The sequence below is a fragment of the Streptomyces sp. NPDC059874 genome (assembly GCF_042731135.1).
Classification (GTDB): Bacteria; Actinomycetota; Actinomycetes; order Streptomycetales; family Streptomycetaceae; genus Streptomyces.
On record NZ_JBHWJY010000018.1, the window covers coordinates 1 to 24095 of the forward strand.

Genomic DNA, 24095 nt, shown 5'->3' on the forward strand with positions numbered 1-24095 from the left:
ACGTCCAGTACGTGGGCTTCCGCCCGGCACGCCGAGAGCACGCACCAGACGCCGCGGGGCCGCCCTTCGGGCGACGACGGGAATTTGACGACAGGGCCTAGACTCGGGCGGAAAGCCACCCCGCACCCCGACCGTGATCCGGCCGGGGTGCGGGTTTCCGTACCTCGTACCCCTGGGGCCGTCCGTGACCGTCGAGCACAGCTACCGCCACCCCGGAACGGTCCTCACCGACCACCGGTTCACCGTCCCGCTGGACCACGCGCGCCCGGACGGCGAGCGGATCGAGCTGTACGCCCGCGAGATCGTCGCCTCGGACAAGGACCCCGAGACCCTGCCGTGGCTGCTGTACCTGGAGGGCGGTCCCGGCTTCGGCGCCCGGCGGTTCATCGGCCGGCAGGCCTGGCTGGAGCGGGCGCTCACCGAGTACCGGGTCCTGCTCCTCGATCAGCGGGGCACCGGCCGCTCCACCCCCGTGAACCGGCAGACCCTGCCCCTGCGCGGCGGCCCCGAGCAGCAGGCCGAGTACCTCGCGCACTTCCGCGCCGACTCCATCGTGCGCGACGCGGAGGCCATCCGCCCCGGCCTGACCGGCGGCGCGCCCTGGACCGTGCTCGGCCAGTCCTTCGGCGGCTTCTGTACGGTCAACTACCTCTCCACCGCGCCCGAGGGGCTGACCGCCGCCCTGATCACGGGCGGGCTGCCGTCGCTGACCGCGACCGCGCGGGAGGTGTACGAGGCCGCGTACCCGCGGATGGAACGCAAGAACCTGGCGCACTACAAGCGTTACCCGATGGACGTCGACCGAGCCCGCCGGATTGCCGCCCACCTCGCGGAGCGCCCCGTCGAGCTCCCCGGCGGCCATCTCCTCACCGTCGAAGCCTTCCAGTCCCTCGGCATCCTCCTCGGTGTCGGCGAAGGCAGCCACCAGCTCCACTACCTCCTGGAGGACGCCTTCGTCCCCACCCCGGCCGGCCCCGCCCTGTCCGACGCCTTCCTGGAGGCGGTCCGCGCGCAGCTCTCCTTCGCCGGGCACCCCCTCTACGCGCTGATCCACGAGGCGATCTACGCCCAGGACCCGGGCGTGCCCACCGCGTGGGCCGCCCACCGGGTGCACGCCGACCGGCCCCGCTTCGACGCCGCCAAGACCCTCGCGGGCGACGAGCCGCTCCTGTTCACCGGTGAGACCGTCCACCCCTGGCACTTCACCACCGACCCGGCCCTCGTCCCGCTGCGCGAGACCGCCGAACTGCTGGCCGCCCGCACCGGCTGGCAGCCGCTCTACGACCCGGCCCGGCTCGCCGCGAACGAGGTGCCGGTGGCCGCCGCCGTCTACCACGACGACCTGTACGTGGACACCGCGGACTCGCTGCGCACCGCCCGCGCGATCCGGGGCCTGCGGACCTGGGTGACGGACGAGTTCGAGCACGACGGGGTGCGTGCGGGCGGCACCCGCGTCCTGGACCGGCTGCTGGCCCTTGTACGCGACGAGGCGTAGGGGGCGCCGCGGGCGCCGTTCCCGCGCCCGCGGCTGATGCCGCGTCAACCGGCCGGGCCGACGCCTCCGTCCAGGGGGCGCCGGACCGGCGGCGCGTCTTGGCCCGGCTCCACGAAGGCTCGGGTCAGGTGCGCGGTGCCCAGAAGGGCGTTGCGTTCCACGGCACGGGCCAGCAGCGCCTCCCGGGAGGCCCGAGCCGCCGCCCGGTCCCGCTCGTGGGAGTACGGGATCGCCGGATCGGCCAACTGCACGGCGTGCACCAGCACATCGCCCGTGACCAGCACGTCCCGGGCCCCGTCGCCCTGCTCGACCAGCACCGACTGGTGCCCGGGGGTGTGCCCCGGCGTGGGCAGCAGGGTGATGCCGGGGAACAGCCGGTGCGTCCCCTCCACCTCGTGCAGCTGCCCGGCGGCTCGCAGCGGCGCCACCGTCCAGTCCCACACCGGGTCCGCCCGCTCCAGCGCGGCGACCTCGGCGCGCTGTACGACGTACCGCGCGGCCGGGAAGTACGGCTCCCCGGCGGCCCCCGACGTCCATCCCGCGTGGTCCTCGTGCAGGTGGGTCAGGACCACCGCCTCCACCCGCGCCCGATCGATCCCGGCCTCCGCGAGTGCGGCCGGCAGTCGCCCGGGCACCGGCGCCCAGGCGGCGGCGGGGGAGGCGGCCGGCCCGACCCCCGCGTCCACCAGCACCCAGCGGCCGCCCGGCCGGGCGATCGCGAAGCACCGGAAGTCCAGCACCCAGGTTCCTTCCGGCCCGGCCGCGCCCGGGTCCAGCAGTGAGGCGCGTGCCCAGTCGGCCTCCTCGGCCCCGGGGAACGCCGTACGCGCCGTCTCGAAGAAGCTCCCGGTGGCGTCGAGCAGTGCCACCACCTGCCCTTGTTGATCCATTCGCCTATTGTGCGACGTATGACTGAACAGCACGATCAGCAGACCCCGTTGCCCGCCATGCCCACCGACTGGCAACGCGCACTCGCGGTGGTGGCACACCCCGACGACCTGGAGTACGGCGGCGCCGCCGCCATCGCGGACTGGACGGACGGCGGCCGCGAGGTCGTCTACCTGCTCGCCACGCGGGGCGAGGCGGGCATCGACACCATCGCCCCCGCCGAATGCGGCCCGCTGCGCGAGGCGGAGCAGCGGGCGAGCGCGGCCGTCGTCGGCGTGTCCCAGGTGGAGTTCCTCGACCACCGCGACGGCGTCGTCGAGTACGGCCTGGACCTGCGCCGGGACATCGCCGCGGCCATCCGCCGCCACCGCCCCGAGCTGGTCATCACGCTGAACCACCGTGACACCTGGGGCGGCGCGGAGGGCGGCGGCTTCTGGAACACCCCCGACCACAAGGCCGTCGGCCGGGCCACCCTGGACGCGGCCGCCGACGCGGGCAACCGGTGGATCTTCCCCGAGCTCATCTCCGAGCAGGGCCTGGAGCCCTGGAACGGGGTGCGCTGGGTCGCGGTGGCCGGCACGACCACCCCGACGCACGCGGCCGACGCCGGTCCGGGCATGGAGCGGGCGGTGAAGTCGCTCATGGAGCACAAGGCGTACATCGAGGGGCTGACCGACCAGGACCCCGAAGAGTACGTACGCGGCTTCCTCAGCGGCGTCGCCGCGCAGGCGGCGGCCCGGTTCGGCGGCCGCCCGGCGGTGCTGTTCGAGGTCTTCCCCCGATGATCCGGCACCCCCTAACCTGACGGTACGTCAGATTACGATGGGGGTGCGGACCCGAATGATCGACACCATCTCCACGGAGATCGCGGAAGGCGAGGAACGGCTCCGGCTGGAGGTCGCGGACGGGATCGCGGTCCTCACCCTCTGCCGCCCGGACAAGCTCAACGGCTGGAGCTGGGAGTCCACCCGCCAGCTCGGCCTCCTCGCGGACCGGATCCGCTTCGACCCCTCGGTGCGCGTGGTGCTGCTGCGCGCCGAGGGGCGGGCCTTCTGCGCGGGGATCGACGTGACCGCGCCGGGCGGCGCCATCACCGGGGCGTCCGGCGCCGAACGCACCCGCAACTACTACGAGGGCATCCGCTGGGTCCACGAGCGCTTCGCCGTTCTCGCCCGGCTCCCGCAGCCGGTGGTGGCCGCCGTCCAGGGCTACTGTCTCGGCTTCGGCTTCGAGCTGGCGCTGATGGCGGACGTCCGGGTGGCGGCCGAGGACGCCGTCTTCGCCCTGCCGGAAGCCCGGTTGGGCGTGGCCGTGGACGCGGGCGGGGACCTGCGCATCGCCCGCGAGGCGGGCGCGGGCTGGGCCAAGTACCTGGCCCTGACGGGTCGCCGCATCGACGCCGCCACGGCGCACCGGCTGAACCTCCTCCAACAGGTCGTCCCCGGCGACGAGTTGGAACCCACCGCCCGCGCGCTGGCCGCGGAGATCGCCGCGAACGCACCCCTCGCGGTGCAGGGCATCAAGCGGGGGATCGACGCCTACGCCGACGCCGCCCTGCCCGCCGCCCTCGACCGGGTGGCGATGACCGCGGCCCTCACCCTCACCTCGGACGACATCCGCGAGGGCTACGGCGCCAAGGCGGCCCGCCGCCCGCCGCACTTCACCGGCGGCTGATCCGGTTCTAACCGCCGAACCGGCCGCGCCCCAGCTGCTCCCGTACCGGGACGACCTCCGGGTTGACCACGGCCCGGCGCTGCCAGTTCGCCCCGTCCACCACCAGCGTGTGGCCCGTCACGAACCGGGCGTAGGGCGAGGCCAGGAAGGTCGCCGCCCAGCCCAGTTCGCGGGGCGCACCCACCCGCAGCGCGGGCTGCCGGGCGTCCTTGGCGTCGGGGGCGGCGCGCTCCAGGCCGTCCCGGATGTCCTCGGTCATGTCGGTGTGCGGGAAGAGACCCGGTACGAGCCCGTTGATCTGGATGCCGTACGGGCCCCACTCGACGGCGAGCGTCTCCACGAGGTTCTTCACCCCGGCCTTGGCGGCGGCGCTGTGGGCGAAGCCCGGACCGCCCGTCCAGGCGTAGGAGGCGCCGATGTTCACGATCGACCCGGGGGTGCCCGCGGCGAGGTGGCGGCGGCCGAACTCGCGGGTCATGAACCACGTGCCGGTGAGGGTGATGTCGACCACCGCCCGCCAGGCGTTCGGCGACAAGTCCTCCGCCGGCGAGGGGAAGTTGGCGGCCGCGTTGTTCACCAGCACGTCCGGGAGGCCGAACGCCGCCTCGGCCGCGTCGAAGACCTCCGCGACCCTCTCCGGGTCCCGGATGTCGCAGACGGCGGCCGACACCCGGCCCGCGCCGGGCACGGCCGCCAGCTCCTCGCGCGCCGCCTTGAGCTGCTCGGCCCGCCGGCTCGCGATCACCAGATCGGCGCCGAGTCGCGCGAACTCGGCGGCGATGGCCTTCCCCAGCCCGGTGCCGCCGCCGGTCACGAGGACCACCTGCCCGGCGTACGTACCGGGAGGCAGGGCGGCGGCGCCGAGCGGGGGTGGCGCGGGCAGCCCGCGCAAAGGGGTCTCCATGCGCCCATCGATAGCGCCTGGGCGCTCAGATCGCCATGCAGGGGACGTGATCAGGCCTGCGGCACGTACGCCTGTCGGCTCGCGCAGGTCCAGATCACCGCGTTGGACACGCCGGTGTTCCAGTCGAGGAAATGGCCGCCGACGCGGTCGTCGTCCGAGGCCGTGGAGGCCTCGCTGCGGGAGTCCTTGCTCGCCCCCGCGGGGTGCGGGAGCGCCAGCGCCGGTCCCCGGCCCGGCCAGTAGGCGGCCTGGATGTGGTTCGGGTATCCCTCGACGAAGGTGACGGCGGTACCGACGGTCACGTTCGTGGTCGGGCTGGCGGCGTCGAGCTCGAGGTGCGCGTACCCGGAGACCTTGCCCGGGTCGGTGGGCAGCGCGTCGTACGGCTTCTTCCAGACCGCGGCGGTCCGCCGCTGGTCGTCCCGGTAGCTGAAGTGCTCGACGCCGACGACCCGGCCGCGATCGTCGATGTCCCGCGCATGGCTGCCGACGCTCCAGTGGCCCTCGTTCCACACCTGGAGGCTGTAGGGCGGGTAGCCACCCCCGGCCGGCCAGACCACGGGAAAGGTCTTCGTGATCGTCTGGTCGTTGTCCGCGTCGTAGTATTCCGAGTGCGCCGTGCCGGTGATGTCACCGCGCTTGTTGATGCCCGCGACCGAGATGATCTCGGTGCTCGGATGGGCATCCGCGGGGACGGGCAGCTCGCGCACGACCTTGCCGTTCAGCCACTCCTTGGGGCCGCCCGCGTCCCTACCGACGACATGGCCCGCGTCATTGACGTCCGACGCGACGGTGCCGGTGGCACCCTCGTTGAGCAGCTGGACGGCTCCGGCGCCCTGCTGGTAGGTGAACGCGGCGACGGCGCGGTCCGAGCTGCGCTCCACGGTGCCCACCATCAGGCCCTTGGAGTTCACGGCTCTGACCTCGCCGGACTGGAAGCCTTCTGGCAGCGGGACGGCGTGGGCCGTCCGGTCCGAGGTCCAGTACACCGGCAGGTTGGCGCTGGAGCCGACCGCCAGGCCGCCCGCGCCGAAGTCCTTCAGTCGCCCGCCGCCCGAGGAGTCGCTGTTGATGCCGGGCAGCTTCACGATGTCCGGCGTGCACGGAGCGGTGGCCGCCGCGGCCGGGCCCGCCGCCGTGACGATGCCCGCGAGGACGATCGCGGCTGCGGCGGCGGACGTGGTACGTCTCGTGCGGCTTGTGTTCATCGAACGGTTCCCCCCGATGCTGCGTGTCATATGCCCCATGGCATCTGCCCGTTGATGCTATCCGCGCAGACCGGGAAAGATCGCCCGGTTGTTCGGGCGCGTCCCCGACGGGTTCACAAGAGGGCAAGCGACCGCTTAGTATGCCCGCGGAGCGTGATTCTCGACGGCGGCTGGAGGCCCCGGATGCAGGCATGGCGCGTACACACCCCCGGCGAACCTCGCGAGGCCATGCGCCTCGAAGAGGTCCCCGAACCGGTTCCCGGTGAGGGCGAGGTGAAACTCCGCGTGCTCGCCGCCAACGTCAACTTCCCCGACGCGCTGCTCGTCCGCGGCCAGTACCAGATCCGCCCGCCGCTGCCCTTCACGCCCGGCGTCGAGGTCTGCGGCGAGACCGAGGACGGCCGCCGCGTCATCGCCAACCCGAGCCTGCCGCACGGCGGATTCGCCGAGTACGTCACCGCGCCCGCGCGCGGCCTGCTCCCCGCCCCGGACACCCTCGACGACGCCGAGGCCGCCGCCCTGCACATCGGCTACCAGACCGGCTGGTTCGGCCTGCACCGCCGCGCCCGGATCCAGAGCGGCGAGACCCTCCTCGTGCACGCCGCGGCCGGCGGGGTCGGCAGCGCCGCCGTCCAGCTCGGCAAGGCCGCAGGAGCCACCGTCATCGGGGTCGTCGGCGGCAAGGCGAAGGCCCGCACCGCCGAGGAGCTCGGCTGTGACCTGGTCATCGACCGAACGGCGGAGGACCTCGTCACCCGGGTCAAGGAGTTCACCGGCGGGCGCGGCGCCGACGTGGTCTACGACCCGGTCGGCGGCGACGCCTACACCTCCTCCACCAAATGCGTGGCGTTCGAGGGCCGGATCGTCGTCGTGGGCTTCGCGAGCGGCACCATCCCCGCCCCCGCCCTCAACCACGCGCTGGTGAAGAACTACGCCGTCCTCGGCCTGCACTGGGGGCTCTACGCCACCAAGGAGCCCGCCGCCATCCTGGCCTGCCACACCGAACTCACCCGGCTCGCGGCCGAGGGAGCCGTCAAACCGCTGGTCAGTGAGCGCCTTCCGCTGGCCGCGGCCGCCGACGCCGTGCAACGCCTCGCCGACGGGACCACCACCGGCCGCATCGTGCTCGTACCGGCCATGGACGGGACGAGCCGATGACCAACACCACCGTGTCCGCCGAAGAACTGTCCGCCCGCGTACGGGACCTGCTCGCGTCCCACCCACCCGCCACCACCGACCGCGCGGACTTCCTGCGTGCCCGCTTCGACGCCGGACTCGCCTGGGTCCACTACCCCGAGGGCCTCGGCGGACTCGGCGCGCCCCGCACGCTCCAGGCCGTCGTCGACGCCGAGCTGGAGGCCGCCGGGGCCCCCGACAACGACCCGCGCCGGATCGGCATCGGCCTCGGCATGGCCGCGCCGACGATCCTCGCGTACGGCACCGAGGAGCAGAAGCGCCGCTTCCTGCGGCCCCTGTGGGTCGGCGAGGAGGTCTGGTGCCAGCTCTTCAGCGAGCCCGGAGCCGGCTCCGACCTCGCCGCGCTCGCCACCCGCGCCGTCCTCGACGAGGCCGCGGGGGAGTGGGTGGTCGACGGCCAGAAGGTGTGGACCTCCAGCGCCCACACCGCCCGCTGGGGCATCCTGATCGCCCGCACCGACCCCACGCTCCCCAAGCACCAGGGCATCACCTACTTCCTGTGCGACATGCACGCCCCGGGCGTCGAGGTCCGGCCGCTGCGCCAGATCACCGGCGAGGCCGAGTTCAACGAGGTCTTCCTGACCGGCGTCCGCATCCCGGACACCCACCGCCTGGGCGCCGTCGGCGAGGGCTGGGCCGTCGCCCGCACCACCCTGATGAACGAACGCGTGTCCATCGGCGGCATGCGGCTCCCGCGCGAGGGCGGCATGATCGGCCCCGTCGCCGCCACCTGGCGCGAACGCCCCGAACTGCGCACCCACGCCCTCCACCAGCGGCTGCTCGAACTGTGGGTGGAAGCCGAAGTCGCCCGCCTCACCGGCGAACGGCTGCGCCAGCAACTGGTCGCCGGGCAGCCCGGCCCCGAGGGCTCCGGCATGAAGCTCACCTTCGCCCGGCTCAACCAGGAGATCAGCGGCCTGGAGGTCGAACTCCTCGCCGAGGAGGGCCTGTCGTACGACGACTGGACCATGCGGCGCCCCGAAGGGGTCGACTTCACCGGCCGTGACGCCGGCTACCGCTACCTGCGCGCCAAGGGCAACAGCATCGAGGGCGGCACCAGCGAAATCCTCCTCAACATCGTCGCCGAACGCGTCCTCGGCCTGCCGCCCGAGCCGCGCGACGACAAGGACCTCCCCTGGAAGGACCTGGCCCGATGACCCTCGACCTGCTCTACTCCGAGACGGAACAGGAACTCCGCTCCGCCGTACGGTCCTTGCTCGCCGATCGCTGCGACAGTACGAAGGTCCTAGCCCGGGCCGAAACCGGCAGGCCGCACGACCCGGCCCTGTGGGAGACCCTCGCCGTCGGGATCGGAGCCGCCGGTCTCCTCGTACCGGAGAAGCTCGGCGGCCAGGGCGCGAGCCACCGCGAGGCGGCCGTGGTCCTGGAGGAGCTGGGCCGGGCCGTGGCCCCCGTCCCGTACCTGACCAGCTCGGTGCTCGCCACGGAGATCCTGCTCGGTTGCGACAGCCCGGAAGCCGCCGAGCTGCTCCGGGAGCTGGCCTCCGGCAGCCGGATCTACGTGCCGGCCGTACCGCTGACCCTCGCCCCGGGCGCGCCCCTGCCGACCGGCGTCCGGAATTCCGGCGAGAGGACCCTGAGCGGCGCGGTCACCTCCGTCGCGGACGCGGTGGCCGCCGACGTCCTGCTGGTCCTCGCCGACACCGGGCTGTACGCCGTCCCCGCGGCCTCCGCCGAGCTGACCGGGCAAGTCCCGCTGGACCTGACCCGCCCGCTCGCCACCGTCACCCTGCGGGAAGCCGCCGGCACCCGCCTGGCCGACCCCGCGACGGCCCGCGCGGCGGTCGCCGGAGCACTGCTCACCGGGGCCGGACTGCTGGCCTCGGAGCAGCTCGGGTTGGCCGAGTGGTGCCTGACCGAGACCGTCGGCCACGTGCGCGGGCGCCACCAGTTCAACCGGCCCGTCGGCTCCTTCCAGGCCCTCAAGCACCGCCTCGCCCGGCTCTGGCTCGACGTGGCCTCCGCCCGCGCGGCGGCCAGGGCCGCGGCCGACGCCCTGGCCACCGGTGCCCCCGACGCCCCGCTGACGGTGGCCGTGGCCCAGGCGTACTGCTCGGGCGTGGCCGTCCGGGCCGCCGAGGAGTGCGTACAGCTCCACGGCGGCATCGGCATGACCTGGGAGCACCCGGCCCACCTCTACCTCAAGCGGGCCAAGGCCGACTCCCTCGCCTTGGGCACGTCGGGCCACCACCGCGGCCTGGTCGCCGACTTCGCGGAACTCCCGGCGCCCTAGCAGGACGACGTGCTCGGCACACCCGGGTTCTCGTCCTTCTCCGTCGCCTCCCGGTACGGGGGGATGCTCTGCTGGGGGTCCGCCGACAGGATCGTCGTGCGCACGGCGATCTTGCCGTCGTGTTCCCCGCCACGGAAATAGGTGGTCTCCTCCAACAGGTCTCCCTCCTTCGGGTCGATGATCAGGCGGATGCGCATGTCGTGGAAGTCCGCTTCGATGGCGGTGCCGGGACGGCCGGTACCGTCCTTGACCGGCCCGACCAGCCGGAGCCCCGGCAGGTCCGCGAGGACCTCGAACATGGCCGCCCGCTGCTTCGGCTCCAGCGGTGCGAACTTGAGCAGGAGGGTCAAGTAGGTGAAATAGTCGCGGAACCGATCAGCCTCGGGGCCGGACCCGTGGCCTTTCGGATGGAGGCAGTCCAGTACGGCCTTGAGCGCCGCGGCGTCCGTGGGGAGCCGTTTCATCTCGTCCCAGCTGAAGCCGCCGGTGCGGTAGCTCGGGTGGTACCAGACCCAATCGGAGGTGCTGCGCCTGCCGCTGTCGCGGATCTCCCCGTCGGCTCCGTCCTGGACGTACAGGGCACCGGCCGACACCCAGGTGCTTTCGTCACGGACCTGCGGCTTCTCGGAGTATCCGAGTTCCGGCTTGAGGGGGTGGCCCCAGAAGGAATCCACCGTGTGGACCTTCCAGTACGGCGCGTCCACGGCCGTGCCCTTCGCCTCCGTCGCGGCGACCTCGCGCAGGAAGCCGGCGGCGCTGGCGGTGGCCGCGGGCGGGGAACCCCGCAGGCTGCTGACCGGGTAGACGCTCACGCCCGCCGCGATCGCGGCTATCGCCGCGGCCGAGACCAGAAGCCTACGGGTGCGCGGCCGGGGGCGTCGCGGCCGGAGCGGTATCACCTCCGGCGCGGGCTCACGCTCCGCAGCGGCCTCACGCTCCGCCGCCGCGGCGGCGCGCACGGCCGCCAGGGCGGCCCCTACGACCGCGGCGCTGGGCGCACCGACCTCACCGGCCGCGCGCAGCCCGTCGGCACCGGGGAAGTCCAACAGGTCCGGGAAGTCCGTCGTACGGTCCGTCATGCCATCTCTCCAGAAAAATTAAGGGAGTTCGGGGAATCGAGGGCGGTCCGCAGGCGGCCGCGGGCGCGGTGGAGCCGCGAACGCGCCGTTCCGGCCGGTATTCCGACCACGCCGGCCGCCTCGGTGGGCGTGAGCTCCTCCCAGGCGACGAGCAGCAGCAGTTCCCGTTCCACGGTCGGCAGGCCGGCGAGCTTGTCGCGCAACAGCGGCCCGCAGGCCGCGGCGTCCAGCCGCTGGTCCACCGCCTCCCAGGGGTCACTGCTGTCGGCGGCCGGGGCAGACGCATCGGGCCGGTCCTGGGCGGACCGCCGCCAGTGGCCCGCCAGTACGTTCCGGGCCACGCCGAAGAGCCAGGCCCGGGCCGTACCCCGCCCGGCGTCGAAACCGGCACGTCCGGCGAAGGCCTGCAGCCACGTCTCGGACAGCAGATCGTCCGCCGCGGCGGGTGCCCTTCGCGCCAGGTAGCCGTGCAGGCTCACCGAGTGCCGCACGACCAGCGTCTCGAAGGCCGCTGGGTTCTTCGCCGACCACGTCAGCAATTGTTCGTCCGCGTCCACGCGCGATCCCCTCCCCGGCCGCGTGTCGTAGCGGCCCCACCCTGTACTTGTCGTCTTCCCGCGAGAGCGTTCGCGGCCCGCTCGACGTGCCGGCCCGGGCCGGACCGGGAGAGCGCGGCCCCTGCGTTCCCGGGCGCCCTGCGGATGGCCGCCGTCGCCGGCGATCCGCACCCGCCCCGCCCGCAGCGCGCCCCCGACCGATCCCTATGCTCGCCGCATGACCGCTGCGATCACCCCGCTGTCCGCCTCCGGCCTCCGTGCCCACCGGGACGAACTCGCCGCCCTGCTGGTGGACATCGTCGCCACCGGCTCCTCCCTCGGCTTCCTCACCGGTCTCGACCACCAGGAGGCCGCCGCCTGGTGGGACTCCCTGCTGCCCGCCGTCGAGGAGGGCTCCCTCGCGCTGTGGGTCTCCCGCTCCGGCGGCGACGGCCGCATCGACGGCACCGTCGGCTGGTACCGGGAGTCCAAGCCCAACGGCCGCCATCGCGCCGAGCTGCGCAAGCTCATGGTCCACCCGGCGGCCCGCGGCCGGGGCACCGCCCGCGCCCTGCTCGCCGAGGCGGAGGCGGCCGCCGCCCGCGCCGGGGTGGTGCTGCTGTTCCTGGACACCGAGACGGGCAGCGGCGCCGAGAAGGTGTACCTCCGGGCGGGCTGGACCGAGGTCGGGACCATCCCCGACTACGCCACCGACCCGGCCGGCCGCCTGCACCCCACCACCCTCTTCTACAAGCACCCTCAAGGGTGACCTCGCCCGCCGCGCGGCGTTAGACCCGTAGCCGCCGGCCACCGAGCGAGGGAGACCGTATGTTGTCCGCAGCAACCGCCGCCGCACCACTGACCCGCCGCGCGGTGCTCCGTACGGCCTTCACCGCGGCCGTGCTCGCCGGCACGGCCGCCGCCCTGGCCCCCGTACTGCGCGCCCGGCGTCCCCGGCAGACCCTGACCCCGGCCCCGCTCGCCGAGGAGGAGACGTACCGCGGCCGGCACATCGCCGTGGACCTCGCAGGGGTCCGCATCGACGGCCGCCCGCTGCACGTCATGCGCCGCGCCGACGGCAGCTACCTGAGCGGGATCAACCACTTCCAGTCCTATGCGACGCCCCTGGAAGTGGCCCGCGCCGCGGTCGACGAACTGGGCACGACCCAGCTGGCGTTCGCGGCGGCCCCGCACCACGGCTGACACACCTACGGGAACGGGAGGAGCCCCGCGTTGTACACCCGGCAGAATCAGAAGAACCTGACCAGCGCCCAGAAGAAGCGGTTCACGGCGGCCGTGCTGGAGCTGAAGCGCGACGGCACGTACGACTCCTTCGTACGCACCCACGGCAAGTACTTCGTGCCCGACCGCGACCGAAAGCTCCGCGTCGGGCACATGTCGCCGTCCTTCTTCCCGTGGCACCGGCTCTACCTGCTGCGGTTCGAGCAGGAGTTGCAGCGCGTGGACCCGGGCGTCTCCATCCCCTACTGGGACTGGACCACCGACACCAGCCCGGTCTCCTCCCTCTGGGCCGACGACTTCCTCGGGGGCACCGGCAGGGCGAGCGACCGCAAGGTGATGACCGGACCGTTCGCCTACGACAAGGGCAACTGGACGGTGACGGTGGGCATCACGGAGTCCGCGTTCCTCACCCGCAACCTGGGTCGGCCGCAGAACCCGATCACCCTGCCCACGCCGGCGGAACTCCAGTGGGCCATCGACGATCCGACCTACGACTCGTCACCCTGGAACTCCACCGCCGCCGGCGGCAGCTTCCGCAACAAGCTGGAGGGCTGGGCCGCGCCCAAGAGCGAGCGCTGGCGCAACCACAACAAGGTCCACCAGTGGATCGGCGGCCACATGACGGGCGGCACCGCCCCCAACGACCCGGCCTTCTGGCTGCACCACGCCTTCGTCGACCTGATCTGGGACCGCTGGCAGCAGCAGCACCCCGGATCCGGATACCTGCCCGCCGCTCCTCTCCCGTACGAAGACCTCCAGCACGGCCGGGTGATCGCGCTCGACGAGCCGATGCCCCCATGGAACCTCACCCCGCGCGAGGTGCTCAGCCACCGGGGCGTGTACCGCTACGAATGACCGCCGGAGAACGGACGACGGAAAGGGCCCCCGCCGCTCGGCGGGGGCCCTTCCGATGATCAGCCGATCAGAGGATCAGGCGATCAGTGGCCGTAGTCCCCACCCTCGGTGTGGTGGTCGTCGCCGTGGCCGCCCGACGCGTTGACGCAGGTGTTGCCGAACGCCGGGTTGAGCAGCGCGATCACGTTGACCGTGTTGCCGCAGACGTTGACGGGGACGTGAACCGGGACCTGGAGCAGGTTGCCCGACAGGACACCGGGGGAGTGGGCCGCCGCACCGTGCGCTCCGGCATCGGCGACAGCCAGACCCGCACCGGCGGTGACGGCGCTACCGGCCACAGCGGTGATGGCGAATGCCTTCGCGATACGCGACATCAAAGATCTCCTCGTGAGATATGGGAAGCCACAGAATCTGCAGCGTTTGACATGGCGTACAACGCGGGGAGGGCCGAGGGGTCACGGCCGCTGCGCCTACCTGGTGACGGCAAATGCCACGGAGGCGAAGTACGGCCGCACCTGAGTGACGGTGCCCGGCCGCAGGACCTCGACCACCCGGCCCCGGCAGCCCGGGTCGCGGTAGAAGGTCGCCGTGGCCGAGGTCCTGTTGGAGACCGCGCGGGCGCCGCCGCCCTCCGCCGCGACGCAACCCTTCGGCGCGGTGAGCCCGTGGGGCCGGTCGTCCTGGCCGACGTACTGGAAGTCGGGCTCGGCGGCAGCGGCGGCCCGGGCGGCCGGGCCGCCGGCGGCGAGCGCCGCCGCCGCCAACATCAGGGCGGGCAGGGTGTGGTGGATACGCAGGGATCGCATGCCCCGTCCAACCAGGTGGGGCCCCGGCACGGTCACGCCTTGTCACCCGTTGGAGGGCTGTGCGACCGTGCGCCAAGCACCGGCGACAGCAGGAGGAAGAGATGACCGCTCCGGGTGACGACGGCCGCGCGCGGCCCCGGGTCAGGACGGGGTCCGGCGTGGTCGAGGGCCGGTCGGACGTCCACGGGAGCGCCGTCTTCCGGGGCATCCCCTACGCCGCCCCGCCCGTCGGCGCCCTGCGCTTCGCGGCGCCGGCGCCCCCGGTCGCCTGGGAGGGGGTACGGGACGCCGGATCCTTCGGGCCCACCGCGCCCAAGGTGCCCTACCCGGACACCTTCGCGGCCCTGCTGCCCGATCCGCGGATCCCCGGGGACGACTGCCTGACCGTCAACGTGTGGACCCCCGACCCGGCGCCGGCGGCCAGGCTGCCCGTGATGGTGTGGCTGCACGGCGGCGCGCACACCCGCGGCTCCTCGGCCGTTCCCGTCTACGACGGGGCCGCCTTCGCGCGCGACGGCGTCGTGCTCGTCTCCTGCAACTTCCGCCTCGGGGTGCTCGGCTACGGGCTCTTCCCCGACGCGCCCGCCAACCGCGGGCTGCTCGACCAGATCGCGGCCCTGGAATGGGTCCGCGACAACATCGAGGCCTTCGGCGGAGACCCCGCCCGCGTCACCGTCTTCGGCGAATCCGCCGGAGCCATCAGCGTCGGCGCCCTCCTCGCCGCCCCCCGCGCCGCCGGGCTCTTCTCCCAGGCCGTGCTTCAGAGCGGAGCCCCCGAGGTGCTGCCGCGCGACAAGGTCCGCGCCATGGTGCGGCGGATGGCCTCCCTGCTCAAGGTGGAAGCCACCGCGAGGGCGTTCGCCGCCACCCCGCTGCCCGATCTGCTCGCCGCCCAGGCGGCGGTGCTGCGCAAGGCCGGCCCCCTCATGGGCGGACCCGCCTTCGGGCTGGTGTGCGACCCGGGCACGCTCCCCGGCGACCCCCTCGAAGGCGCCGCCGCGCGCGGCGAGGTGCCGCTGCTGCTGGGCTGGACCAGCGAGGAGTACCGGCTCTGGCTCGCCCCCACCGGCGGGCTGCGGCTCCTGGACCGGCTCGGCCCGCTCGCCGTGGCGCTGGCCCGCCACCGCAGCGGCAAGGGCCGCGAAGACGTACGGGCCCTGCGCGCCGCCCTGCCCGGGGCGAGCCCCGCCGAGATCGCCGGCCAGCTGCTCACGGACCGGCTGCTGCGCGACCCGCTGCGGCGGCTCGCCGGGGCCCGGCGGGCAGCGCCTAGCTATGTGTACGAATTCGGCTGGCCGTCCGGCGTGCCGGGGCTCGGCGCCTGTCACGCGCTGGAACTGGGCTTCGTGTTCGACACCCTCGGCGTGCCGGAGGCCTCGTGGCTGGCCGGGCCGGACGCCCCGCAGGCTCTGGCCGGGGAGATGCACTCCGCCTGGGTGCGGTTCGCCGTCCGCGGCGATCCGGGCTGGGCGCCCTGGGACGGCAACGGCCCGCCGAGGATGTTCGGCGGGCCGGAGACGAAGGCAGAGCGGGTGGAGGCGCCGGAGGCTACTCGACCGGTCCTTCCATGACCTTGCTGATGAACTGGATCGGCCCCTCGCCCATGTTCGGGACGTAGGTCTTGGCGTTGTGCTGGCCGCCCGGGATGACCCTCAGACTGGTGTGGACCGGCCCCTTGTTGCCGTAGGTGGCGATGAACTTCTGCACGTCCGGCAGGGTCTTCTTGTTGTTCTCGTTGTCGCCGACCTGGAAGGCGAGATAGACGTCCGGACCCTTGCTGTCGATGAGCTGCTTCGCCAGCACCTCCGGGTTGTTCTCGGCCTTCTCCTTGTCGTATCCCTTCCACAGGGAGGAGTCCGGGACGATGTCCGGGCCGGAGGCGATCACGGCCTTGAACTTGTCCGGGTGCTTGAGCACGGCCTTCAGACCCGCGAAGCCACCCGTGGAAGAGCCCATGAAGGCCCAGCCGTCACGGGACTTGACGGTGCGGAAGTTCGCCTTCATCAGGTCCGGGACGTCCTCGGTCAGCCAGGTGCCCATCTTGGGCTGGCCGGGGATGTCGGAGCCGTCCCAGTAGACGCCCTTGTCGTCGGGCGCGGGGTTCAGCACCGGCATGGCGAGGATGAAGGGCTTGCTCTTCCCCTCCGCGTACCACTTGCTGATGCTGGTCTGCAGCCCGAGGTCGGTGCCCATCCAGTAGTTGTTCGGGTATCCGGCGCCGCCGGGCAGCGCGATCAGGACCGGGAAGCCGCTCTTGGCGAACTTCGGGTCGTTGTACTCCTTGGGAGCCCAGACCCAGACCTTGCCCTTGAAGCCGGACTTCTTGCCGTCCAGCGTGGTCACGGCCACGTGCGTGCCGTCCGGCAGGGTCATCGAATTCTTGAACTCGGCGGCGGGCCCGGTGGGCATCAGCATCTTGGAGTTCGCGGGCTGCTTGGCGGGTTCGTTCTTCTTGCCGTCACCGCCCGCCGGGGACTGTCCGAAGGAGACCGCGGAGCCCTTGTCGGTGAACGGGGGTATCTCGTAGTGGTTCATCACGAGCGCCGCGATGCCGGCGAGCGCGAGGACGGAGGCACCGGCGATCACCCAGCGGCGGACCCGCGACTTACGGGGCGGGGGCTCGGGATCGTAGCCGTACTCCTGCTCGTACTCCGGCCGGCCGTACTGCTGCTCGTGCTGCGGCTGTTGCTGTCCGTACGGGGGCTGCGGCTGTCCGTACGGACCGCCGTACTGGTCGCCGTGGGGCGGCTGGGGGGTCTGCCCCTGCGGCCGGTACGGCTGGTACTGCTGCCCGTCGGGTGAGTACGACATGTGCGGTGGCTCTCCGGCTGGTGCTGCCCCGAAGGGGCGGTGTGGTCTGGCGGCTGGGTCCGTCCGTTCGGAAGATGAACGAATGCTTGTCCGGGTTCCGCATTTTTACTTCTCTTGGGGCTTTCTGGGGGAGCCCCTTACCCGACATCCGCGGGGTCGGTGGAGTTCGGGTTCCGTTCGCCGATCATCCCTGGTCTCCGCACATGCCCCTGGGTATGGTGCCTCCGCGCGGCCGTCCGGACCCGACCCCATGTGACCGGAGAAGGCCCGTGTTTGGCATGCCCCTGCCCGCGCATTCGCCCTCTGTGGAAGGCGCCTCACCCTCGAAAGGAGCCCGTGCCCCCGATGCCACCCCTCTCCCTCCGCCGCCGGATGCTGATCCTGGCCGCCGTCGTGGCCGTGCTGGCCCTGGTGGCCGGGCTGTCCTTCCTGCGGGCCTCCGATCGGGCCGAGCAGCGCAACCGCACCCAGGCCGGTGGCCCGGAGGTCACCCGGGGCGAGTCCTCCCTGACCCCGGGCGAGGGCGGGCCGCGGATCGTCTTCCGCAACATGGCCTGGGGCCCGCACCGCGACGAACTCGCCTCCGTCCCCGCCGCCGCGCCCGAGGGATCCCGTACCGCCTCCGGGGTGAGCTGCCTGCGCTTCCACTCGGCGGCGGGCACCGGCATCTGCCTCCAGGCGGTGAAGGGCGGGGTCCAGGACGGCTACCGGGCCGTCGTCCTCGACGCCCGCCTGAAGGAGGTGTCCGCACACCCGCTCGCCGGCATCCCCACCCGGGCCCGGGTCTCGCCCGGCGGCCAGCTCGTCGCGTGGACCGTCTTCGTCGGCGGGGATTCGTACGCCGGTACGAACTTCTCGACGCGGACCTCGGTGCTCGACCTGCGCACGGGCCGGCTCGACTCCTCGCTGGAGGACTTCACGATCCTCAAGGACGGCAAGGAGTACCGGAACACCGACGTGAACTTCTGGGGGGTCACCTTCCTCGCCGACGAGCGGACCTTCTACGCGACCATGGCCACCGGTGGCCGCACCCACCTGGTCCGCGGAGACCTGACCGCCCGCGCGGTGACCACCCTGCGCGAGAACGTGGAGTGCCCGTCGCTGTCGCCCGGCGGGGAGCGGCTGGTGTTCAAGAAGCGGGTGGAGGGCCTGCCGGCCGAGGCCCCCTGGCGGCTCTACGCCCTGGACCTGGCCTCCGGCAAGGAGACCCCGCTCGCCGAGGAGCGCAGCGTGGACGACCAGGTGGTGTGGAGGGACGACCGGACCGTCGTCTACTCCCTGCCCGGGGACTTCGGCGCCGACCTCTACTCGGTGCCCGCCGACGGCAGCGGTGCTCCGGCCCGGCTCATGGCGTCGGCCCTCGCCCCCGCCTTCCTCGGCTGATGGTGAGGAGGCGGGGGCGAGGGCCGACGCCGGGTGAGGGGGACGCCGCAGGACCGTTACGCCGGGATCAGCGTCTTGCGGCGCCGCTTGCGCTGGGCACCGGCGGACAGCCGCAACTCGATGATCGACCGGACGGCCGGCCACTCCTCGTCGAGGATCGAGTAGAAGGCCGTACTGCGCACCGCCCCGTCCAGCCCCCGCGAATGGGCCCGGCGGACCCCCTCGCAGGTGAAGCCCAGACGTTCCATGGCGGCCCGGGAGCGCCCGTTGCGGGCGTCCGCGCGCAGCGAGATGCGGCGCACACCCCAGGTCTCGAAGGCATGGCGGAGCATGAGCAGCTTCGCCTCGGTGTTGATGCCGGTGCCCTGGGCGCCCGGGGACAGCCAGGTATTGCCGATCTCGGCGGCATCGGGGATCGCCGTCGCCGGATCGCCGAACGGGACGCCCGGCACGGCGGGCCACACCAGAGGCCCCTGCCAGTAGTCCAGATCCAGGAACCGGGTCGACCCGACGACCCGCCCATCGGTGGCTCTGACCACCGCGAACGGGAGTGATCGACCCGCCGCCTGATCGGCGAGGGCACGTTCGATGTACTCGTGGGACGCCTGCACCCCATGGGGTACGGGAGTGAAGGCGTAAGTCGTACGATCCTCGGCCCCGGCCACGGCCAAGGCCTCGGTGTGGTGGGGGGCGAGGGGCTCAAGCCGCACGCTGCGGCCGGCGAGGAGTACGGGTACGGGCACGGAGCCTTCGGTCCTTCTGGGCGGTGGGGTGGTTGCACAGTCTGCGTCTCTGACGTCGCCCCCCGTGCAAAACACGGGTGAAAGGCAACGGGCTGTCAGGTGAACGCGAGTGGCTCAATGTAGCCCCTTAAAGTCCTCTCATGAACCCCCAATTTGGCAATGGCGTGAACGTCTTTTTCGACGACTTGGGTCCCCGCGACGGAGCGGCCGTAATCCTGATCCACGGACATCCCTTCAACCGCACGATGTGGGCCCCCCAGACGGCCGCGCTGACGACCGCCGGTTACCGCGTGATTACCCCTGACCTGCGGGGATACGGGGAAAGTCCGGTGGTTCCCGGCAAGGCGCTGCTCGCCGACCTCGCCGACGATCTCGCCGCTCTCCTCGCCCGTCTGGGTATCGAACGGGCGGTCGTCGGTGGTGTGTCCATGGGCGGGCAGATCGCGATGGAGCTGCGGCTGCGCCACCCGGGTGTGGTACGGGCCCTCGTGCTCTCCGACACCTCGCCGGTGCCGGAGACGGAGGACGGCAAGAAGTTCCGGCGGGAGCTCGCCGAGCGGCTCCTCGCCGAGGGCATGGAGCCGTACGCCGATGAGGTCATCGACAAGATGCTGGCGCCTTACAACGTGATCGGCATGCCCGAGGCGGCCGCCCGGGTGAGCGCCATGATGTGCGCGACCGACCCCGAGGGCGCGGCCGCCGCGCTGCGCGGGCGGGCCGAGCGCCCCGACTACCGGCCCGTGCTCGCCGAGGCCGCCGAGCCCTGCCTGGTGCTGGTGGGCGCGGACGACGTCTACACGCCGGTCGCCGAGGCCGAGGCCCTGCACGCCCTGATGCCGCACTCGGTGCTCACCGTCATCGACGGGGCGGGCCACCTGCCCGGGGTGGAGCAGCCCGAGGCCTTCAACCGGGCCCTGCTGGACTTCCTCGCGGGGCTGTGACGGAGCCGCAAGTGGCCCAGCAGGCGTGGGGCTGATTGGCTCTGCCCGGCGGGCCACCCGGCTGGTGCAATGAGCGGGTGACGCTACGGATACCGCCCCCGCCCGGGGCGCCGCGCCGACTGGCGGCGGCCCAGTTGAGCAACTCCGTCGGAGACGGCGCCTACTACGTGTGTTCGGCCCTCTACTTCACACGAGTGGTCGGTCTCTCGCCCGCGCAGATCGGCCTCGGGCTGACCGTCGCCTGGGCCGTCGGCTCGGTCGCCGGGGTGCCGCTGGGGGCGCTCGCCGACCGGCGCGGCCCGCGCGGCACCTCGGCGGTGCTGGCGGTGGCCACCGCGGCCTCGGTGTTCTCGTTCCTGTTCATCCGGTCCTTCTGGGCCTTCCTGCCGGCCGTCGTCGTGTACGCCACCGCCCAGTGCGGCCTCGCCGCCGCCCGGCAGGCGCTGCTCGCGGGACTGGTGGCGCCGGAGCGGCGGACCGGGGTGCTGGCCCACCTCCAGTCCATGCTCAACGGGGGCCTCGCCCTGGGCGCGGCGCTCGGCGGACTGGCCCTGGGCGCGGACACCGAGCGGGCCTACCTCGCGGTCTTCGTCCTGGACGCCGTGAGCTTCCTGGCCTGCGCCGCCGTACTGCTGAGGCTGCCCGCGGTGGCCCCCGTCCCGGGGCGGGCGGCCGGTGAGCCCCGGCTGGCGGTGCTCCGCGACCGTCCGTACGCGCTGGTCACGGTGCTGAACGCGGTCCTGCTGCTGCGGATGCCGCTGCTCAGCCTCGCCGTGCCGCTGTGGATCGTGCAGCGCACGCACGCCCCCGGCTGGCTCGTGTCGGCGCTGTTCGTGCTCAACACCGTCGGCGTGATGCTGTTCCAGGTGCGCGTGGCCCGGCCCGTGACCGGCCTGGACAGCGCCCGGCGCGCGGTCAGGGTCTCCGGGCTGGTGATGGCAGCCTCCTGCGTGGTGTTCTCCCTCTCGGCGCTGCCCGGGGCGGGCGGGCCGGCCGCCGCGCTGCTCGTGGTCGGCGCGGTGCTCCAGGTGGACGCCGAGATGCGGCAGTCCGCCGGGTGCTGGCAGATCGGCTTCTCGCTGGCCCCCGCCGACCGGATCGGCCAGTACCAGGGCTTCTTCGGCACCGGGGTGCCGGTGGCCCGCACCCTGGGACCGCTGGTGCTGACCTCGCTGCTGCTGGTGTGGGGGATCCCGGGGTGGCTGCTGCTGGGGGCCCTGTTGCTCGGCGCCTCGTACGGGATGGGCCCGGCGGTGCGCCGTGCCCAGGCGGCAATGGAGGGTGGTCGGCCGCTGCCCGGCGAGCCGGTCCCGCGCGCCTGAGATCATCCGGGCATGGACCTGGTTGAGGAACTGACCCGCTTCGCCGCCACCGGGCGCTTCGGCGCCTTCCACGTGGGAGTGCACCTGCGCGACGTGGTGGCCGCGTACGGGGAGCCCGAGTGGAGCGGACGGGTCAGCGCCAAGCGCCGGTGGCCGCACTGGTTCGGCTACGGCGGCCTGCAACCGGTGTTCTGCCGGTGCAGGCTGCTGAACGCCCTGTACATACCGGCATGGCACGACGAACTGGAGATCCCCGGCCCCGGCGGCCCCGCGGGCCGGGGCGAGTCGTACCCGGCGGCGACGCCGGTCACCGAGTCGCGGCTCACCGCCGCCTTCACCGAGGCCGGGGTCGTCTGGCGGACGCACCGGTCCGAGAACCTCCCCCACCAGCGGACCCTCTCCACGGAGCCCGCCCCGCACACCGCCGTCACCTTCACCTTCTGGGACCGCCACCACGGCGAGGGGCGCTCGGTGCCGGACTGGCCGCTCTACCAGGCGGGCACCTCCGGCACGGGGCACGGGCCGTGCCCGCAGCCCGACCGGAGCCTCCCCGACGACGGATACGGTGCCTGACGTGGACGACGTACTGCGGCAACTGGGATCCGTGGGCCCCTTCTTCACCGTGCCGTACGGGAAGGAGCCGCCCGGGGAGGGGTTCCGGCCGCTCGACGAGCTGTACGGGGAGCGGCTGGAGCCGTACGTGGCCGAGGTCGGGCGGCGGATCGGCAGCGGGCCGGGGAGGGTGGCCGCCTCGACCGCGCAGTTCGGGATCGTCTCGCGGCTGTGGTCGGTCGGGCTCGGCTGCGCCGCCCTGGCCGGGAGGGTGCCGGACCTGGCGCCCGACCGGGTGTGGTGGCGGCTGCCCGCGGCCGGTTCGCTGGAGCTGTGGCTGCCCGAGCCGGGGGAGCTGCGGGCGGAGGCGCTCGGGGAGACCGTCCTGGGGAACCTGGCCGTGCTGGACGCGGGCCTGCGGGAGCGGTTCGGGGTCTCGCCGAAGGTGCTGCGGGGCAATGCCGCATCGGGACTGGTCGGAGCCCTGCGGGTACTGATCGACAGGGTGCCCGGCGGCGCGGCCGCCGCGGCCGTCGCGCTGGCGGGTGACCTGCTCGCGGACGGTGGGGCGCTGGGCGGCGCGGGCACCTTCATCCACGAGGAGGGGCTCGGCGTGGCCTACGTACGGCGCAGCTGCTGCCTCTACTACCAGGCGCCCGGCGGGGGACTCTGCGGGGACTGCGTGCTGCGGACCAGGTAGGCGGGCGTGCGGGGCTCCTCGGACGCGACGCTCAGCCGGGGTGGATGTTCTTGTTGTGGTGGAAGGCGTTGTCGGGGTCGTACTTGGCCTTGACCTCGGCCAGGCGCCGATAGGTCTCGTCGCCGTAGGCCTCGTGCACGCGGCTGGTGTCGTCGTCGGAATCGAGGAAGTTGACGTAGACGCCGTCGCCGCGGTGCGGGCCGAGGGCTCGGAGGAATCGCCGAGTCCAAGCGGTCCCGGCGGCGGCGTGCTCGTCGGACTCGTCGCGGAGCCACACGGCGTCGATGACGATGTTGTAAGCCACGTCGCGGCCGGCGTAGGCGGTGGCGTCGTGGGGGACCCGGGCGACGGCTCCGCCCATGTGGAACAGCGCCGAGTACGAGCGGGGCGAGCCGGCGCCGTAGGCATGATCGGCGATGACGGAGATCGCGGCGTCGGAGAGGCCGGCGAGGCTGGTGGACTTCCAGTAGTAGTGCCATCCGTGGCGGACGGTGTCGTCCAGACCGCCCTGGAAGGCGGCGTAGGGCGTGGGCGCGAGGAGATCCACGAGGGGAGTCCCGAACCGGCGCAGGGGCCGCAGGACCCGCTCGCCGGCTTCGACGGGACCGGCGTGGCAGCAGGCCACGGCGACGGCGGGACGCCAGTGCAGTTCCTCGGGGATGACCGGCAGCGGCGGGACGGTGCCGAGCCTGATGACGGTGCCGAGCTCGTCGGGCGCTTCGGCGACGAAATCCCGGTAGAAGCGCAGCACGGCGGTGGTGTCGTCGGCCGCCCAGAAGACGGGTCCCGCCATCACGGTCGGGCCGACGGGGTGCAGGGCGAACCGGAACGTGGTGACGACGCCGAAGTTTCCGCCGCCTCCCCGCAATGCCCAGAACAGATCGGGGTGTTCATCGGCGGACGCCCGGACGACGCTGCCGTCCGGGGTGACCACCTTGGCGGCCAGCAGGTTGTCGATCGTGAGGCCGTGCCCCCGCATGAGGAAGCCGAGTCCACCGCCGAGGGTGAGCCCGGCGACGCCGGTGTGGCCCACGATGCCGCCGGTGGTGGCCAGACCGTGGGCCTGCGTCGCGTGGTCGACGTCGCCCCACAGCGCACCGCCCTGCACCTGGGCCGTGCGCCCCGCGGGGTCCACCGTGGCGGCCCGCATGGCCGACAGGTCGATGACGATGCCGTCGTCGCACACCGCCGTGCCGGCCACGTTGTGGCCCCCGCCCCGGACGGCGATCTCCAGGTCGTGATCGCGGGCGAAGCGCACGGCGGCGACCACGTCGGCGGTCCCGTCGCACCGGGCGATCAGCCGGGGGCGCCGGTCGACGGCGCCGTTCCACACGGCCCGGGCCGTGTCGTAGTCGGCGTGGTCGGCGGTGATCAGCCGGCCCCGGAAGCCGTCGATGTCCATCGCGGTCACCTCCCGCTCGACCGGCCGACTCGCCGGCCGGTCGCCGTCGTGGTCCTCGTCCCCCGATGCCCCCATCGCACCACCGCGGGCCGGGGCCGTGAAG

25 protein-coding genes are annotated in these 24095 nt (G+C 73.1%); 15 read left to right on the top strand and 10 right to left on the bottom strand.

Going from position 1 to position 24095, the window contains the following annotated elements:
* Positions 1-184 precede the first annotated feature (184 nt).
* The gene (locus ACFV9H_RS13065; RefSeq protein ID WP_385397055.1) at positions 185-1495 is read left to right on the top strand and encodes an alpha/beta fold hydrolase; all 1311 of its coding nucleotides are present in this window, start codon (positions 185-187) and stop codon (positions 1493-1495) included.
* Between the two features lie 44 nt (positions 1496-1539).
* Here the strand turns inward: ACFV9H_RS13065 and ACFV9H_RS13070 are convergent, their stop codons facing one another.
* Positions 1540-2385 (bottom strand): MBL fold metallo-hydrolase, encoded by an 846-nt coding sequence (locus ACFV9H_RS13070; protein WP_385397057.1) that lies wholly within the window; start codon positions 2383-2385, stop codon positions 1540-1542.
* Positions 2386-2403: 18 nt separating this feature from the next.
* Between ACFV9H_RS13070 and ACFV9H_RS13075 the strand changes: the two genes are divergently transcribed.
* Complete coding sequence (locus ACFV9H_RS13075; RefSeq protein ID WP_385397059.1) at positions 2404-3168, top strand: PIG-L deacetylase family protein; 765 nt, start codon at positions 2404-2406, stop codon at positions 3166-3168.
* Between the two features lie 55 nt (positions 3169-3223).
* Positions 3224-4057: an enoyl-CoA hydratase/isomerase family protein gene (locus tag ACFV9H_RS13080; RefSeq protein ID WP_385397061.1), complete on the top strand. Its 834-nt coding sequence runs from the start codon at positions 3224-3226 to the stop codon at positions 4055-4057.
* A gap of 7 nt (positions 4058-4064) precedes the next feature.
* Here ACFV9H_RS13080 and ACFV9H_RS13085 read toward each other — a convergent pair whose 3' ends face one another.
* Positions 4065-4961, bottom strand: a complete 897-nt coding sequence (locus ACFV9H_RS13085) for an SDR family oxidoreductase (protein WP_385397063.1) — start codon at positions 4959-4961, stop codon at positions 4065-4067.
* A gap of 50 nt (positions 4962-5011) precedes the next feature.
* Positions 5012-6169 (bottom strand): hypothetical protein, encoded by a 1158-nt coding sequence (locus ACFV9H_RS13090; RefSeq protein WP_385397065.1) that lies wholly within the window; start codon positions 6167-6169, stop codon positions 5012-5014.
* A gap of 183 nt (positions 6170-6352) precedes the next feature.
* Between ACFV9H_RS13090 and ACFV9H_RS13095 the strand changes: the two genes are divergently transcribed.
* The 3 genes from ACFV9H_RS13095 to ACFV9H_RS13105 are packed head-to-tail and all read left to right on the top strand — an operon-like array spanning position 6353 to position 9620.
* Positions 6353-7327 (top strand): NADPH:quinone oxidoreductase family protein, encoded by a 975-nt coding sequence (locus ACFV9H_RS13095; RefSeq protein WP_385397067.1) that lies wholly within the window; start codon positions 6353-6355, stop codon positions 7325-7327.
* On the top strand, positions 7324-8523 hold the full coding sequence (locus tag ACFV9H_RS13100; protein WP_385397069.1) for an acyl-CoA dehydrogenase family protein: 1200 nt from the start codon (positions 7324-7326) through the stop codon (positions 8521-8523). Before ACFV9H_RS13095 ends, ACFV9H_RS13100 begins: the two co-directional genes overlap by 4 nt.
* Positions 8520-9620 (top strand): acyl-CoA dehydrogenase family protein, encoded by a 1101-nt coding sequence (locus tag ACFV9H_RS13105; protein ID WP_385397071.1) that lies wholly within the window; start codon positions 8520-8522, stop codon positions 9618-9620. The genes ACFV9H_RS13100 and ACFV9H_RS13105 overlap by 4 nt, the downstream gene beginning before the upstream one ends.
* On the opposite strand, the gene ACFV9H_RS13110 is transcribed toward ACFV9H_RS13105, so the two are convergent.
* Positions 9617-10699, bottom strand: coding sequence for a CU044_5270 family protein (locus ACFV9H_RS13110; RefSeq protein ID WP_385397073.1), 1083 nt, complete (start codon positions 10697-10699; stop codon positions 9617-9619). The two genes, ACFV9H_RS13105 and ACFV9H_RS13110, sit on opposite strands and share 4 nt — an antisense overlap.
* On the bottom strand, positions 10696-11256 hold the full coding sequence (locus ACFV9H_RS13115) for an RNA polymerase sigma factor (RefSeq protein ID WP_385397075.1): 561 nt from the start codon (positions 11254-11256) through the stop codon (positions 10696-10698). The genes ACFV9H_RS13110 and ACFV9H_RS13115 overlap by 4 nt, the downstream gene beginning before the upstream one ends.
* 217 nt (positions 11257-11473) lie before the next feature.
* Between ACFV9H_RS13115 and ACFV9H_RS13120 the strand changes: the two genes are divergently transcribed.
* Genes ACFV9H_RS13120 through ACFV9H_RS13130 form a run of 3 tightly spaced genes read left to right on the top strand, consistent with a single transcriptional unit; the run spans position 11474 to position 13332 of the window.
* Positions 11474-12004 carry a GNAT family N-acetyltransferase gene (locus ACFV9H_RS13120; RefSeq protein WP_385397077.1) on the top strand — a complete coding sequence of 177 codons (531 nt, stop codon included), beginning with the start codon at positions 11474-11476 and terminating at the stop codon, positions 12002-12004.
* Between the two features lie 59 nt (positions 12005-12063).
* Positions 12064-12438, top strand: coding sequence for a tyrosinase family oxidase copper chaperone (locus tag ACFV9H_RS13125; RefSeq protein WP_385397079.1), 375 nt, complete (start codon positions 12064-12066; stop codon positions 12436-12438).
* Positions 12439-12468: 30 nt separating this feature from the next.
* Positions 12469-13332 carry a tyrosinase family protein gene (locus tag ACFV9H_RS13130; protein WP_385397081.1) on the top strand — a complete coding sequence of 288 codons (864 nt, stop codon included), beginning with the start codon at positions 12469-12471 and terminating at the stop codon, positions 13330-13332.
* Between the two features lie 83 nt (positions 13333-13415).
* Here the strand turns inward: ACFV9H_RS13130 and ACFV9H_RS13135 are convergent, their stop codons facing one another.
* Together ACFV9H_RS13135 and ACFV9H_RS13140 are read right to left on the bottom strand one after the other, a co-directional pair.
* Positions 13416-13706 carry a chaplin gene (locus ACFV9H_RS13135; protein WP_365166797.1) on the bottom strand — a complete coding sequence of 97 codons (291 nt, stop codon included), beginning with the start codon at positions 13704-13706 and terminating at the stop codon, positions 13416-13418.
* 96 nt (positions 13707-13802) lie between these two features.
* Positions 13803-14138 (bottom strand): hypothetical protein, encoded by a 336-nt coding sequence (locus tag ACFV9H_RS13140; protein WP_385397083.1) that lies wholly within the window; start codon positions 14136-14138, stop codon positions 13803-13805.
* 101 nt (positions 14139-14239) lie between these two features.
* Here ACFV9H_RS13140 and ACFV9H_RS13145 point away from each other — a divergent pair, with 101 nt between their 5' ends.
* Positions 14240-15709: a carboxylesterase/lipase family protein gene (locus tag ACFV9H_RS13145; protein WP_385397085.1), complete on the top strand. Its 1470-nt coding sequence runs from the start codon at positions 14240-14242 to the stop codon at positions 15707-15709.
* On the opposite strand, the gene ACFV9H_RS13150 is transcribed toward ACFV9H_RS13145, so the two are convergent.
* A complete protein-coding gene (locus tag ACFV9H_RS13150) occupies positions 15687-16949 on the bottom strand; it encodes an alpha/beta hydrolase (protein WP_385397087.1) in 1263 nt (420 codons plus the stop codon). The genes ACFV9H_RS13145 and ACFV9H_RS13150 overlap by 23 nt on opposite strands.
* 345 nt (positions 16950-17294) lie before the next feature.
* Here ACFV9H_RS13150 and ACFV9H_RS13155 point away from each other — a divergent pair, with 345 nt between their 5' ends.
* The gene (locus ACFV9H_RS13155; protein WP_385397089.1) at positions 17295-18332 is read left to right on the top strand and encodes a TolB family protein; all 1038 of its coding nucleotides are present in this window, start codon (positions 17295-17297) and stop codon (positions 18330-18332) included.
* A 56-nt stretch (positions 18333-18388) separates the two neighbouring features.
* On the opposite strand, the gene ACFV9H_RS13160 is transcribed toward ACFV9H_RS13155, so the two are convergent.
* Complete coding sequence (locus ACFV9H_RS13160) at positions 18389-19075, bottom strand: GNAT family N-acetyltransferase (protein ID WP_385397091.1); 687 nt, start codon at positions 19073-19075, stop codon at positions 18389-18391.
* Between the two features lie 140 nt (positions 19076-19215).
* On the opposite strand from ACFV9H_RS13160, the gene ACFV9H_RS13165 reads away from it, so the two are divergent.
* The 4 genes from ACFV9H_RS13165 (at position 19216) to ACFV9H_RS13180 (ending at position 22590) form a co-directional block, all read left to right on the top strand.
* Positions 19216-20016, top strand: a complete 801-nt coding sequence (locus ACFV9H_RS13165) for an alpha/beta fold hydrolase (RefSeq protein ID WP_385397093.1) — start codon at positions 19216-19218, stop codon at positions 20014-20016.
* A 77-nt stretch (positions 20017-20093) separates the two neighbouring features.
* A complete protein-coding gene (locus ACFV9H_RS13170; protein ID WP_385397095.1) occupies positions 20094-21338 on the top strand; it encodes an MFS transporter in 1245 nt (414 codons plus the stop codon).
* 12 nt (positions 21339-21350) lie between these two features.
* A complete protein-coding gene (locus ACFV9H_RS13175) occupies positions 21351-21911 on the top strand; it encodes a hypothetical protein (RefSeq protein WP_385397096.1) in 561 nt (186 codons plus the stop codon).
* A 1-nt stretch (position 21912) separates the two neighbouring features.
* On the top strand, positions 21913-22590 hold the full coding sequence (locus ACFV9H_RS13180) for a (2Fe-2S)-binding protein (RefSeq protein WP_385397098.1): 678 nt from the start codon (positions 21913-21915) through the stop codon (positions 22588-22590).
* Between the two features lie 31 nt (positions 22591-22621).
* Here ACFV9H_RS13180 and ACFV9H_RS13185 read toward each other — a convergent pair whose 3' ends face one another.
* Entirely contained in the window at positions 22622-24067 is a 1446-nt protein-coding gene (locus tag ACFV9H_RS13185; protein WP_385397100.1) for an FAD-binding oxidoreductase, read from the bottom strand.
* Positions 24068-24095: the final 28 nt, after the last annotated feature.

Excerpts from the sequence above, each read along its gene's own strand:
- ACFV9H_RS13185 (WP_385397100.1), bottom strand. The coding sequence starts at position 24,067 with ATGGGGGCATCGGGGGACGAGGACCACGACGGCGACCGGCCGGCGAGT.
- ACFV9H_RS13095 (WP_385397067.1), top strand. The coding sequence starts at position 6,353 with ATGCAGGCATGGCGCGTACACACCCCCGGCGAACCTCGCGAGGCCATG.
- ACFV9H_RS13155 (WP_385397089.1), top strand. The coding sequence starts at position 17,295 with ATGCCACCCCTCTCCCTCCGCCGCCGGATGCTGATCCTGGCCGCCGTC.
- ACFV9H_RS13075 (WP_385397059.1), top strand. The coding sequence starts at position 2,404 with ATGACTGAACAGCACGATCAGCAGACCCCGTTGCCCGCCATGCCCACC.
- ACFV9H_RS13150 (WP_385397087.1), bottom strand. The coding sequence starts at position 16,949 with ATGTCGTACTCACCCGACGGGCAGCAGTACCAGCCGTACCGGCCGCAG.
- ACFV9H_RS13175 (WP_385397096.1), top strand. The coding sequence starts at position 21,351 with ATGGACCTGGTTGAGGAACTGACCCGCTTCGCCGCCACCGGGCGCTTC.
- ACFV9H_RS13125 (WP_385397079.1), top strand. The coding sequence starts at position 12,064 with ATGTTGTCCGCAGCAACCGCCGCCGCACCACTGACCCGCCGCGCGGTG.
- ACFV9H_RS13165 (WP_385397093.1), top strand. The coding sequence starts at position 19,216 with ATGAACCCCCAATTTGGCAATGGCGTGAACGTCTTTTTCGACGACTTG.
- ACFV9H_RS13070 (WP_385397057.1), bottom strand. The coding sequence starts at position 2,385 with ATGGATCAACAAGGGCAGGTGGTGGCACTGCTCGACGCCACCGGGAGC.
- ACFV9H_RS13135 (WP_365166797.1), bottom strand. The coding sequence starts at position 13,706 with ATGTCGCGTATCGCGAAGGCATTCGCCATCACCGCTGTGGCCGGTAGC.
- ACFV9H_RS13090 (WP_385397065.1), bottom strand. The coding sequence starts at position 6,169 with ATGAACACAAGCCGCACGAGACGTACCACGTCCGCCGCCGCAGCCGCG.
- ACFV9H_RS13080 (WP_385397061.1), top strand. The coding sequence starts at position 3,224 with ATGATCGACACCATCTCCACGGAGATCGCGGAAGGCGAGGAACGGCTC.
- ACFV9H_RS13120 (WP_385397077.1), top strand. The coding sequence starts at position 11,474 with ATGACCGCTGCGATCACCCCGCTGTCCGCCTCCGGCCTCCGTGCCCAC.
- ACFV9H_RS13140 (WP_385397083.1), bottom strand. The coding sequence starts at position 14,138 with ATGCGATCCCTGCGTATCCACCACACCCTGCCCGCCCTGATGTTGGCG.
- ACFV9H_RS13145 (WP_385397085.1), top strand. The coding sequence starts at position 14,240 with ATGACCGCTCCGGGTGACGACGGCCGCGCGCGGCCCCGGGTCAGGACG.
- ACFV9H_RS13110 (WP_385397073.1), bottom strand. The coding sequence starts at position 10,699 with ATGACGGACCGTACGACGGACTTCCCGGACCTGTTGGACTTCCCCGGT.
- ACFV9H_RS13100 (WP_385397069.1), top strand. The coding sequence starts at position 7,324 with ATGACCAACACCACCGTGTCCGCCGAAGAACTGTCCGCCCGCGTACGG.
- ACFV9H_RS13105 (WP_385397071.1), top strand. The coding sequence starts at position 8,520 with ATGACCCTCGACCTGCTCTACTCCGAGACGGAACAGGAACTCCGCTCC.
- ACFV9H_RS13085 (WP_385397063.1), bottom strand. The coding sequence starts at position 4,961 with ATGGAGACCCCTTTGCGCGGGCTGCCCGCGCCACCCCCGCTCGGCGCC.